Annotated in this window: 10 protein-coding genes; 6 read left to right on the top strand and 4 right to left on the bottom strand. The window is 59.6% G+C overall.

Annotation, left to right across the window (positions count from 1 at the left end):
* Positions 1–125: 125 nt before the first annotated feature.
* The 4 genes from ASG35_RS01240 to ASG35_RS01225 all read left to right on the top strand — a co-directional run bounded on the left by ASG35_RS01240 (position 126) and on the right by ASG35_RS01225 (position 4,103).
* On the top strand, positions 126–710 hold the full coding sequence (locus ASG35_RS01240; RefSeq protein ID WP_056351862.1) for a sigma-70 family RNA polymerase sigma factor: 585 nt from the start codon (positions 126–128) through the stop codon (positions 708–710).
* On the top strand, positions 710–1,495 hold the full coding sequence (locus ASG35_RS01235) for an anti-sigma factor (RefSeq protein ID WP_056351859.1): 786 nt from the start codon (positions 710–712) through the stop codon (positions 1,493–1,495). The genes ASG35_RS01240 and ASG35_RS01235 overlap by 1 nt, the downstream gene beginning before the upstream one ends.
* A gap of 136 nt (positions 1,496–1,631) precedes the next feature.
* The gene (gene argH / locus ASG35_RS01230; RefSeq protein WP_056351857.1) at positions 1,632–3,038 is read left to right on the top strand and encodes an argininosuccinate lyase; all 1,407 of its coding nucleotides are present in this window, start codon (positions 1,632–1,634) and stop codon (positions 3,036–3,038) included.
* A gap of 123 nt (positions 3,039–3,161) precedes the next feature.
* Positions 3,162–4,103, top strand: coding sequence for a bestrophin family protein (locus ASG35_RS01225; RefSeq protein WP_056351853.1), 942 nt, complete (start codon positions 3,162–3,164; stop codon positions 4,101–4,103).
* A gap of 54 nt (positions 4,104–4,157) precedes the next feature.
* Here the strand turns inward: ASG35_RS01225 and ASG35_RS01220 are convergent, their stop codons facing one another.
* The 4 genes from ASG35_RS01220 to apbC form a co-directional block, all read right to left on the bottom strand.
* Positions 4,158–6,455 carry an arginine/lysine/ornithine decarboxylase gene (locus ASG35_RS01220; RefSeq protein ID WP_056351850.1) on the bottom strand — a complete coding sequence of 766 codons (2,298 nt, stop codon included), beginning with the start codon at positions 6,453–6,455 and terminating at the stop codon, positions 4,158–4,160.
* 103 nt (positions 6,456–6,558) lie between these two features.
* Positions 6,559–7,128 (bottom strand): dCTP deaminase, encoded by a 570-nt coding sequence (dcd, locus tag ASG35_RS01215; protein ID WP_056351848.1) that lies wholly within the window; start codon positions 7,126–7,128, stop codon positions 6,559–6,561.
* Positions 7,129–7,328: 200 nt separating this feature from the next.
* A complete protein-coding gene (locus tag ASG35_RS01210) occupies positions 7,329–7,922 on the bottom strand; it encodes a superoxide dismutase family protein (RefSeq protein ID WP_082508176.1) in 594 nt (197 codons plus the stop codon).
* Between the two features lie 106 nt (positions 7,923–8,028).
* A complete protein-coding gene (gene apbC, locus ASG35_RS01205) occupies positions 8,029–9,117 on the bottom strand; it encodes an iron-sulfur cluster carrier protein ApbC (protein WP_056351844.1) in 1,089 nt (362 codons plus the stop codon).
* Positions 9,118–9,386: 269 nt separating this feature from the next.
* Between apbC and ASG35_RS01200 the strand changes: the two genes are divergently transcribed.
* Together ASG35_RS01200 and metG are read left to right on the top strand one after the other, a co-directional pair.
* Positions 9,387–10,043, top strand: a complete 657-nt coding sequence (locus ASG35_RS01200) for an OmpA family protein (RefSeq protein WP_056351842.1) — start codon at positions 9,387–9,389, stop codon at positions 10,041–10,043.
* Positions 10,044–10,408: 365 nt separating this feature from the next.
* Positions 10,409–12,523 carry a methionine--tRNA ligase gene (gene metG, locus ASG35_RS01195; RefSeq protein ID WP_056351839.1) on the top strand — a complete coding sequence of 705 codons (2,115 nt, stop codon included), beginning with the start codon at positions 10,409–10,411 and terminating at the stop codon, positions 12,521–12,523.
* The last annotated feature ends 59 nt before the right edge of the window (positions 12,524–12,582 follow it).

The following is a 12,582-nucleotide window of genomic DNA, read 5'->3' as shown; positions in this document are numbered from 1 at the left end:
AGCAGGCTCGTATCCGTTATTACGTTTGAAAAAGTGAAACGGATTCATCCGGATGCAAAAAAACCAATGCGGCTCAAAGCGATTATTTCGGTAATATCGATCGCGCCGCCCACCCGACCGGTCCCATGACGACAATCCTCTCTCACGACCCGACTCCCGACACCCTCGTGCAATTGCTCGACCGTGTTGCCAGCGAAGACGCCGCCGCGTTGCGCGCGCTCTACGATTTAACTTCATCGAAACTGTTTGGCCTCGCGCTTCGTATATTGGTGAAGCGCGAGTGGGCCGAAGAAGTTTTGCAAGACGCGTTCGTCAATATCTGGCGATACGCGGGGGACTACAAAGCAGGCCTGTCCGCGCCAATGACCTGGATGGCGGCGATCGTCCGCAACCGGGCACTCGATTATTTGCGGCGGCAGAAAGCCAACGGGGCAAGCGCCGAAACCGAATGGAGCGATGCGTTGGACGATACCCTGCCGGCGAACGAGGCAGATCCCTCCGACCAGATGCTGATGAGCCAGGAAGCACGGCAACTCGCCATCTGCATGGACCGGCTCGAAGCCAATCAGCGCCAGGCCGTGGCGCTTGCCTATCTGCGTGACCAGAGCCACAGCGAAGTGGCCGATGTTCTCAAAGTACCGCTCGGCACAGTGAAGTCGTGGATTCGTCGCGGCCTGGAAAAACTCAAGACGTGCCTGGGAGGGTTGTGATGGATCTGCATCGATACGCAGGCCTCGTCGATCAGCTCGCAGCCGAATACACGCTCGGCGTGCTGCGAGGCGGTTCACGAAGACGCTTCGAAAGTATTTCCCAGCACGATCCGGCCATACGGCTTGCTGTTGAAACCTGGCGCTTGCGGCTCGCGGCCATGACGGAACTCGGACCGGCTGTCGCACCGCCGCCCGAGATCTGGACCGCCATCGAGCGGCGGCTGAATCTGGTCAATGCCCGGCGCGATGCAGCGGCGGCTCGCCCGGTTCCGGCGGCGCCTGAGCGCGTCCGACCGAAGCCGGGCTGGTTCGAGAACCTCTCGTTCTGGCGCGGCTGGTCGATCGCGGCCACCGCGATTGCTGCGATCGCGCTGGTGGTATCGATACGCGAGCTTTCCACCATTGCTCCCGTGCCCGCGCCTGCGCCCGCGCCGCAAGTGGCGCAAGAACCGCGTATCGGCTATGTGGCAACGCTGGCTGACGAAAAGTCCAACGCTCGCATGCTCGTGACGTGGGATGACCGGACTTCGGAAGTTACGGTGCGCCGCCTGAGCGGTTCGTCCGATCCCTCCGATAAATCCATGCAGCTCTGGGGCCTGCCGAAGGAAGGACATCCGGTGTCGCTCGGCGTGCTGCCGGTTGGCGGAACCGCGAAGTTCAAGGCGGCTTCTGTGAACGCGTATCCGGTGCTGGCGGTTTCCGTCGAACCAGTTGGCGGCTCGCCGAATCCAAACGGACCGACCGGGCCGGTGGTTTATACGGGTAAGGTCATTCCGGCAGCGTGATGGTTTTCATGCGGTGAATCTTCAAGGGCGTCGAGAGACGCCCTTTTCTATTGCGTGCCGCAGAGGTTTGGCTGCAGGTTTGTCATTGCCTGTAAAATCGGCAATTCCGCGTTTTTGTCCTCTTAAGAACATCACTATGACGTCCCAACTGCACAAGAAAGGCGAAGCCTGGTCGGCTCGCTTCAACGAACCAATGTCCGATCTGGTCAAGCGCTATACGTCATCGGTGTTCTTCGACAAGCGTCTCGCACTCGTTGATATCCAGGGTTCGCTCGCCCACGCCGCCATGCTCGCCGCGCAGAAGATCATCGGCGATGCGGATTTTCAGGCCATCCAGAAAGGCATGACGCAGATCCAGGGCGAGATCGAGCGCGGCGAGTTCGAATGGAAACTCGATCTGGAAGATGTGCATCTGAATATCGAAGCACGTTTGACAGCGTTGATTGGCGATGCCGGCAAACGCCTGCATACCGGCCGCTCGCGTAACGACCAGGTAGCAACCGATATCCGTTTGTGGCTGCGCGGCGAGATCGACCGGATCGGCGAATTGCTGATTGAACTGCGCCGCGCGTTGATCGATATTGCCGAGCTGAATGCGGAAACCATCATGCCCGGCTTCACGCATTTGCAGGTCGCGCAACCCGTGACGTTCGGGCATCACTTGCTCGCGTATGTGGAAATGTTCACGCGTGACAGCGAACGCATGATCGATTGCCGCAAGCGCGTGAATCGCTTGCCGCTTGGCGCCGCGGCGCTGGCCGGAACGAGCTATCCGATCGACCGCAATGCCGTCGCGAAAACGCTCGGCTTCGATGGCATCTGCGCCAATTCGCTCGACGCTGTGTCGGATCGCGATTTCGCTATCGAATTCACGGCGGCTGCGGCGTTGATCATGACGCACGTGTCGCGCTTCTCCGAAGAACTTGTGTTGTGGATGAGCCCGCGAGTTGGTTTCATCGATCTGGCCGATCGCTTTTGTACCGGCTCGTCGATCATGCCGCAGAAGAAAAATCCGGACGTGCCCGAACTCGCGCGCGGCAAGACGGGGCGCGTGAACGGCAATCTGGTTTCTTTGTTGACGCTGATGAAGGGCCAGCCGCTCGCGTACAACAAGGACAATCAGGAAGACAAGGAACCGCTGTTCGATACCGTCGATACCGTCTCCGACACGCTGCGCATTTTTGCTGAAATGGCATCGGGTATCACGGTCAAGCCTGACGCCATGCGCGCTGCCGCGTTGCAGGGATTTTCGACGGCGACGGACTTGGCGGATTATCTGGTGAAGCGCGGTTTGCCGTTCCGCGATGCGCATGAGGCCGTCGCGCTCGCCGTGCGCATTTGCGTGGATCGCGGTTGCGATCTGGCGGATCTGACGCTCGATGAAATGCGCGCGGAGTTGCCGAACGTCGCGCATCTAATCGGTGAAGATGTGTTCGAGTATTTGACGCTGGAAGGATCGGTGGCGAGCCGGAATCACGCGGGTGGGACGGCACCGGAACAGGTTCGGGCAGCGGTGACGGCGGCGCGGGTGGGGTTGGGCTGAAGTAGTCGTCGACGCAAGACGTAGCCAAATCGGCTACGTTCGTAGCCGATTTGGCTACAGTGTCGCCGGACCATCTGCAAAAACAGGCTCTTCACACTTCGCGTCCGACCGAACCAAGCGCCCATGATCATCCGCCCCAAACTCAACTGGTTCCGCATGTTGTTCGTCTGGCGCGGGTCCGTGCTGCCGCAGCTGCTGCCGCGGCTCGCGCTGATCTTCCTGCTGTCCATCGCGGCAATCGTGATGCACGACCACGTGCGCAATTACCCCGTCGGACTGGGCACGCCGCCGTTTGCACTGGTGGGCATCGCGCTCGCGGTGTTCCTCGGTTTTCGAAATAGCGCGAGTTATGAGCGCTGGTGGGAAGGCCGCAAATTATGGGGATCGCTGTCCATTCATGGACGCTCGCTGGCGCGTCAGGCATTGACGCTGCCACGCGATGTCAAGCGTGAAGACACGCACGCGTTCATCGCGGCGATCGGGGCGCTCGGTCACGCGCTGCGCCATGAAATGCGCCGCACCGATCCGCTTCCTGATCTCGCTACGCGTCTGACGCCTGCGTTATATCAGCGCACCGTCAAGACGCAAAATCGATCGACGACGATCTTGCGCTGGCTCGGCGAATGGTCCGCCACGCGCACACGCGAAGGCGCGCTCGATGGTTACGGTTTGCTCGCCTTCGAGCAGAATCTCAACGAATTGTCCGGCGTGATCGGCGGTTGCGAGCGGCTCGCGTCCACACCTTTGCCATTCTCGTATTCGGTGATGATCCATCGAACGGTCTATTTGTTCTGCGTGATGCTGCCGTTTGGCCTTGTCGATGGCGCGGGCGCATTGACGCCGTTGTTCGCGCTTCTGGTCGCGTACGCGTTCATGTCGCTGGAAGCGATTGCGGCGCAGATCGAAGATCCGTTCGGCCTGGAAGAAAACGATCTGGCGCTGAGCGCGCTCTGCGATGCAATCGAAACAATGCTCCACGACTTGACCGCCGATCCCGATTTCAAGCGTCCACCGAAAGGATTGCCGGAGCCGGGTGTGACTGAACGCAGGTTTATCGTGACTTAAAAAATCAAGGCCCGCGTTCTGCGGGCCTTGTTCATTGCAATCTACCGCACCGGCTCAGCGCTCGAGCGCGACGCAATCCACAAAATACTCAATCCGCCCGTTGATCATCTCGCCGACCAACCCGTGGATATCCGTATGAAAACCCGGGAAGCGCTCGTTGAATTCGCGCGCAAATCGCAAGTAATCCACGATGGTCTTGTTAAAGCGCTCGCCCGGAATCAGCAACGGAATGCCCGGCGGATACGGCGTCAGCAAGATGGTCGTGACACGCCCTTCGAGTTCGTCGATAGGCACCCGGTCAATCTCGCGATGCACCAGCTTTGCATACGCTTCGGACGGTTTCATGGCCGGTTCCATGCTCGACAGATACATCTCGGTGGTAAGCCGCGCGATATCGTTGGCACGATAAACACTGTGGATCTGCTCGCAAAGATCGCGCAATCCCATGCGCTCGTACGACGGATGCTGCGCGATGAAGTCCGGCAACACGCGCCACAACGGCTGGTTGTTGTCGTAGTCGTCCTTGAACTGTTGCAGCTCGGTGACCATTGAATTCCAGCGGCCCTTCGTGATCCCGATCGTGAACATGATGAAGAACGAATACAGCCCGGTCTTCTCCACAATGATTCCGTGCTCCGCCAGATATTTCGTCACGATCGCGGCCGGAATGCCCGTTTCACCGAACTCGCCGTCTACATCGAGTCCCGGCGTAATGATGGTCGCCTTGATCGGGTCGAGCATGTTGAAGCCTTCGGCGAGCGCGCCGAAACCATGCCAATGGTCGTTCGGCTTTAACACCCATTCCTCGCGATCGCCGATGCCCTCTTCAGCCAGCGCTTCCGGTCCCCAGACCTTGAAGAACCAGTCGTCGCCGTATTCGTCGTCGACCTTGCGCATGGCGCGGCGGAAATCGAGCGCTTCCGCAATCGATTCTTCCACGAGCGCCGTGCCGCCCGGCGGCTCCATCATGGCCGCGGCCACGTCGCACGAAGCGATGATCGCGTATTGCGGGCTGGTCGACGTGTGCATCAAATACGCTTCATTGAAGCGATGTTTGTCGAACGTGCTGTTCTCGGAATCCTGCACCACGATCTGCGACGCCTGCGAAATCCCGGCAAGCAGCTTGTGCGTTGAGTGCGTGGCAAACACCAGCGCGCCCGTACGCGGACGGCCAGCGCCAATGGCGTGCATGTCCTGATAAAACTCGTGGAACTCGGCGTGCGGCAGCCAGGCTTCGTCGAAATGAAGCGTGTCCAGCATGTCGCCGAGCAGATCCTTGATCATCTCGACGTTGTAGACAATGCCGTCGTACGTACTTTGCGTGATGGTCAGAATGCGCGGCTTCACGTTCGGATTTTTCGCGAGCGCCTCGCGCGCGAACGGATTCGCCTCGATCTTCTTGCGGATGTTTTCCGGTTTGAACTCGTCGCGCGGAATCGGTCCGATCAGGCCAAAGTGATTACGCGTTGGCGTGAGAAACACCGGGATTGCGCCCGTCATGGTGATGGCGTGCAGGATCGACTTGTGGCAATTGCGGTCGACCAACACGATGTCGCCTGGGGCAACGGTCGCGTGCCAGACAATCTTGTTCGATGTCGACGTGCCATTCGTCACAAAGAACAAATGGTCCGCGCTGAAAATGCGCGCCGCATTTCGTTCCGATGCCGCCACGGGACCGGTATGGTCGAGCAGCTGGCCGAGTTCATCGACGGCATTGCAGACGTCGGCCCGCAACATGTTCTCGCCGAAAAACTGGTGGAACATCTGACCAAGCGGGTTCTTCAGGAACGCCACGCCGCCCGAGTGTCCCGGGCAGTGCCACGAGTACGAACCCTCTTCGGCGTATTGCACGAGTTCCTTGAAGAACGGCGGTGCGAGCGCGTCGAGGTACACCTTTGCTTCGCGGATGATATGGCGCGCGACGAATTCCGGCGTGTCCTCGAACATGTGGATGAAGCCGTGCAGCTCGCGCAGGATGTCGTTGGGCAAATGCCGTGAAGTGCGCGTTTCGCCGTACAGGAAAATCGGAATGTCCGCGTTGCGCCGGCGCACGGCCTGCACGAACGCGCGCAACGCGACGATTGCGGATGCCAGTTCCGGCGTGTCGCCCTCGGCCAGCACCACGTTGTTGTCGGCGTATGGCAGCAATTCGTCGTCATCGATCGACAGGATAAAACACGACGCGCGGCTCGACTGCTGCGCAAACGACGTCAGATCGCCGTAACTCGTCAGCCCGAGCACCTCGACGCCTTCGCGCTCGATCGCCTCGGCGAGCGCACGAATACCGGAACCCGAAATGTTCTCGGAACGAAAATCTTCGTCGATGATGACGACGGGAAAACGAAACTTCATGAGGCGAATCTCCAAATGGAACGACCGCTGGCCGAGTTGTGCATGCTCGAGTCCAGCGGTCTTTCAAAAAGTGTTGCAACGACGTTTCGTAGCAGCAGAAACGTCAGGTTTTCGGCAGCGTTACGCCGCTTTGCCCTTGATACTTGCCCCCACGATCGGCGTAGGACGTCTCGCAGATTTCGTCGCTTTCAAAAAACAGGACCTGCGCCACGCCTTCGTTCGCGTAGATTTTGGCAGGCAAAGGTGTCGTATTCGAGAATTCGAGCGTCACATACCCTTCCCATTCGGGTTCGAACGGCGTCACGTTCACAATGATCCCGCAGCGCGCGTACGTGGATTTCCCCAGGCACACGGTCAGGCACGAGCGCGGAATCCGGAAATACTCGACCGTACGCGCCAGCGCAAAGGAATTCGGCGGAATGATGCAGACGTCGCCCTTGAAATCGACAAACGATTTCTCATCGAAATTTTTCGGATCGACGATCGTGGAATTGATGTTCGTGAAGATCTTGAATTCGTCTGCCACGCGAATGTCGTAGCCGTAGCTCGATGTGCCGTAACTCACGATTTTTCTACCGTCTTCGGACACACGCACCTGATCGCGCACAAACGGCTCGATCATCTTGTGCTCTTCGGCCATGCGCCGGATCCACTTGTCGGACTTGATGCTCATAGGGAACGCTACCCAACGAAAGAAGCGGCTCGAGTGAAGCCGCCGTGCATGAAACAGGGCGTGGCCGGGAACCTGGAATGCATGCAGATGCATGCCGAAGCCAGTAGGACCCGCCGAGAAGCGCGTATTTTACTTGATGTGATGGCCCGTGCGACGCGACCTGGCCAAGAAGCCGGGCCGAACGTTTTAGAGCGCTGATTTCATTGACGAATCACGCCACATGCGAGTGCCGGACCGGCGCCGTGCGGGCTGAGCGAATACGAGTCGGACGTATCGCGATGAAGCAGGACCGCGCGTGAAAGAACCGAGCGCACGCCGTCGAGCGAGAGATCGGGCGCGACAATGAACCCAGTGGCCGAGCCGTTTGCGTCAGCCCGGATGGTCGCCAGGTCGCCTTCGACTTTCGATGACCGGCTGCGATCCGCTGCCGGCGAGAACACCGGGCCGCCATCGGACGGATTCGAGACAATGCAGTCGCCGCGTTCGTGGATCTGCAGCGCGTGCTCGCTGTTGGGCGGCATGCCGGACAGGTTGTATGAAACCTGCACGCCATCCGCGCGTTCAATGAAAGTCAACGACCCGCTTACGCTGCTGCCCGCGGTGGACTGCAGCGTCGCATCGGCGCGTTTTTCGTGGTTCTGGAAGAATATGCCGCAGCCACTCAGCAGCAATGTGCCGGCGGTGAGCGCGAACCCCGTGGCCGCGCGTGTGCAGAAGCGTGCAATCGGGCCCAAGGCCGGGTTTGTCGCGGCAGGCAGGCTGCTCGATCCAGGCCCGTTGAATCTTCGTTTCATGCAATCCTCATGGCGACGCCGCGACCACCCCGTGTGCTCACCTGACCGCGCCAATCGAAGGCAACATGATACCGCGACACGCACGGGGCCCGACGTCGCTCGCCGCTCAGGTGTTCTGCACCACGATGCTCGGGAACATCGACGTCATGTCGCGTTGGCGCTCCGCAATCGAAATCGCGACCTTGCGGGCAATCGACCGGTACGCGTCGGCAATCTTGCTGTCGGGTTGCGACACCACGGTTGGCTGGCCGGCATCGGTTTTCTCGCGGATGGCAATGTCAAGCGGCAAACTGCCGAGCACCGGCACGCCGTATTCCTTCGACATCCGCTCGCCGCCGCCCGCACCGAAGATGTGTTCTTCGTGGCCGCAATTCGAGCAGATATGCGTGCTCATGTTCTCGACGATTCCCAGAATGGGAATGCCGACCTTCTCGAACATTTTCAAACCTTTCTTGGCGTCGAGCAGTGCGATGTCCTGCGGCGTGGTCACGATCACGGCGCCCGTCACCGGAACTTTCTGCGATAGCGTCAACTGGATGTCACCCGTCCCCGGCGGCATATCCACGACGAGGTAATCGAGATCCTTCCAGTTCGTCTGCCGCAGCAACTGTTCGAGCGCGGACGTGACCATCGGGCCGCGCCAGACCATGGGATTGTCCTGCTCGATCAGAAAGCCGATGGAATTGGCCTGGATGCCGTGGCCGACGAGCGGGTTCATCGACTGATTGTCGGGCGATTCCGGGCGGCCGCTGATGCCGAGCATCATGGGAAGCGACGGGCCGTAGATATCGGCGTCGAGCATGCCTACCGATGCACCTTCCGACGCCAGCGCCAGCGCCAGATTCACGGCAGTCGTGCTTTTGCCGACGCCGCCCTTCCCCGAAGCCACGGCGATGATATTTTTAACGTTCGGCAACAGTTTCACGCCGCGTTGGACGGCGTGAGCGACGACCTGCGACGATACGTCCACTTTCACGTCCTGTACGCCTGGAACCCGGGCGACGGCTTCCGAAACCAGCGCGCGAATTGCATCGAACTGGCTCTTTGCCGGATATCCCAGCACGACGTTGACGCTGACATGTGCGCCGTCTATGGTCACGGTGCGGATGCTTTTTGTGTCCGCGAAAGTGCGGCTGGTATTGGGATCGATCAGGCCGCCGAGGGCGGTGTCGATCTGGGCGCGATCAAGACTCATCGGAACTCCGTGGGAACGCTTGTTGCGAAAAGGGATCGAACACTTTCGCGCACGTGGTATGAAATTTGAAAGGAATTGTTGCACGACATTGCGTGGCGCACGCGTGCGCTGCACTATCCCACGCTGCCATGGTCTGGGGACGCATCGTTTTAAGCGGTTGAATCCTTGGCCGTATTGTAGTGGCAGGCGCAACGGCACGCCGGAAGACCCCACAGGGAACTTCCACGTGCACCGCGCGGCTGTCTTGATTGAATCCTGGAGAAATGACAATGAACTCGAAAATGATGACGCGCTTGTCCGTAATCGCCGTAGCTGGTGCATTGGTCGCCGGTTGCGCTTCGCAGCAGGGCAATAATGCAGCGGTGGGCACGGGTATTGGCGCCGCGACCGGCGCGGGCCTTGGCGCAATTTTCGGCGGCGGCAAGGGTGCGGCGATCGGCGCAGGCGTCGGCGCTGCTGCTGGCGGCATCACCGGTTACAACTGGCAGGCCATCAAGGGCAAGCTGACGGGCGCCACGAAAGGCACCGGCACGCAAGTGACCGAGCAGCAGGACGGCTCGCTGAAGGTCAATATCCCGAACGCAATCTCGTTCGATACCAACAGCTACGCCATCAAGCCGACGTTCGCGCCTGTGCTCGACCAGGTCACGCAAACGCTGGTGCAGCATCCGGAGCTGATCGCTCAGGTGGTCGGCCATACGGATAGCACGGGCCAACCGGCTTACAACCAGACTTTGTCGCAGAACCGTGCACAAAGCGTGGCATCGTATCTGGCGGGTCACGGTGTAGCAGGTCAGCGCCTGGCAGCTTCGGGCATGGGCCAGACCCAGCCTATCGCCGATAACGCAACGGAAGCTGGTCGCGCACAGAATCGCCGCGTGGAGATTTATCTGCGCGCGACGGCACAACCGGGACAAGTACAGTAAGCGGCTTGATTTACAAGGGGAATTGACTCTTTTGGCAGTGCGGCCGGGGTTTTGACCGGTTCTGGAAAATATCGTGAAGATTCGCGAGAAACCCGGAAAATAGTTGAAACTTTGGCCGCACACCGCGTGTCTGTATTAACGGTAGGTGGCTGGCAGTGCCGCCACGTGCCATTCTCCTCTTGTCGTTGTTGCTCCGGGGCCCGCTATATTGCCCCGGTTTTTTTTCGTCCAGAATTTGTGAACGCTGGGGTTTTCGCCTCGCCTGCGTCGCCTTCCTCCGCGCCCAGCGTGCTGTTCGCCTCCTGCTAGAATCGTGGTTCGCTTTTTTACGCAATCACCGACTTTTAACCGCAGGTCAGCGCCTTATGTCATCGTCAGCACCGATTTCCGCACCCGCCCATCGCCGAGTCCTCGTCACGTCGGCGCTTCCATATGCGAACGGCCAGATTCATATCGGCCATATGGTCGAATATATCCAGACGGATATCTGGGTTCGGGCGCTGCGAATGCACGGTCACGAGGTGTATTACGTCGGCGCTGACGATACCCACGGCACGCCCATCATGCTGCGCGCCGAGCAGGAAGGCATCACGCCGAAACAATTGATCGAACGCGTCGGCAAAGAGCACAAACGCGATTTCGACAGCTTCGGCATTTCCTTCGACAACTATTACTCCACCGACGCCGAGGAAAACCGCGTCTTGTGCGAATCGATCTACACGTCGCTCCAGGAAGCCGGTTTGATCGATGCACGGGATATCGAGCAGGCCTACGATCCAGTCAAGGAAATGTTCCTGCCGGACCGCTTCATCAAGGGCGAATGCCCGAAGTGCGGCGCGAAGGACCAATACGGCGACAACTGCGAAGTCTGCGGCTCGACGTACCAGCCGCTCGACCTGATCAACCCATATTCGGTTGTCTCGGGCGCAACGCCGGTCCGCAAAACATCGACGCACTACTTTTTCCGCCTCTCCGACCCGCGTTGCGAAGATTTCCTCCGCGGCTGGGTCAGCGGTCTGGCGCAGCCGGAGGCCACGAACAAGATGCGCGAATGGCTGGGCGACAAAGGCGAAGCGAAGCTCGCGGACTGGGACATCTCGCGCGATTCGCCGTACTTCGGCTTCGAAATTCCAGGCGCGCCGGGCAAGTATTTCTACGTGTGGGTGGACGCGCCCGTCGGCTATTACGCCAGTTTCAAGAATCTGGCCGATGCACGCGGCCTTGATTTCGAAGAGTGGATCCGGCCAGGATCGAAGACGGAGCAGTATCACTTCATTGGCAAGGACATCCTGTATTTTCATACGCTGTTCTGGCCGGCCATGCTGCAATTCTCGGGTCACCGGACGCCCACGAACGTGTTCGCGCACGGCTTTCTGACCGTCGATGGCGCGAAGATGTCGAAGTCGCGCGGCACGTTCATCACGGCGAAAAGCGTGATCGATACGGGCATCAATCCGGAATGGCTGCGCTATTACTTCGCCGCGAAGCTGAACCACACCATGGAAGACATCGACTTGAATCTCGATGATTTCCAGGCGCGCGTGAACAGCGATCTGGTCGGCAAGTACGTGAACATTGCGAGCCGGGCGGCGGGTTTCCTGATCAAGCGTTTCGATGGCCGCGTGCAGGACAGCGCGATGAATCATCCGCTGCTGCTGCAATTGCGCGCGGCGGTTCCGCAAATCGCGGCGCTGTTCGAAGCGCGTGAATATGGCCGCGCGCTGCGCACGACCATGGATCTCGCCGATACGGTCAACGGTTATGTGGATACCGCGAAGCCCTGGGATCAAGCCAAGGATCCGGCGAACGCAGCCGCGCTGCACGAAACCTGCAGCGTCAGCCTGGAAGCATTCCGGTTGTTGTCGTTGGCGTTGAAGCCAGTGTTGCCGTTGCTGGCGGAATCGGTGGAGGCATTTTTGGGCATCAAGCCGCTTGTTTGGGCCGATGCAGCCACGCCGCTCAGCTCATCGCAGCCGATCAACGCTTACAAGCACTTGATGACGCGCGTCGATCCGAAGCAGATCGAGGCGTTGATTGCGGCGAACCGTGAATCGATCGCGCCGGGGCAAACCGCGGCTGCGGCGGTGGCTGCGCCGGCATCGAAGAAAGCCACGAAGGAAAAAGCGCCGGAAGCTGAAGGCACGATTTCTATCGATGACTTCGCGAAGATCGATTTGCGTATTGCGAAGATCGTGGATTGCACGGCCGTGGAAGGATCGGACAAGCTGCTGCAACTGACGCTGGACGTTGGCGAAGAGAAAACGCGCAACGTGTTTTCCGGCATCAAGTCGGCATATCAGCCGCAGGATCTGATCGGCAAGTTCACGGTGATGGTCGCGAACCTCGCGCCGCGCAAGATGAAATTCGGTCTTTCGGAAGGCATGGTGCTGGCGGCATCGGCGGCGGACGAGAAAGCCGAACCGGGACTTTATATTCTCGAACCGCACAGCGGCGCGAAGCCGGGAATGCGCGTGAAGTAAATCCCGGCTGAGCGTAAAGCAAAGGGCCATTCAACTCGCGTTGAACGGCCCTTTTTACA

The sequence above is a fragment of the Burkholderia sp. Leaf177 genome (genome assembly GCF_001424345.1).
Classification (GTDB): domain Bacteria; phylum Pseudomonadota; class Gammaproteobacteria; order Burkholderiales; family Burkholderiaceae; genus Caballeronia.
Note: the sequence above shows the minus strand (reverse complement) of the source record. Positions and strands in the feature narration are given on the sequence as shown.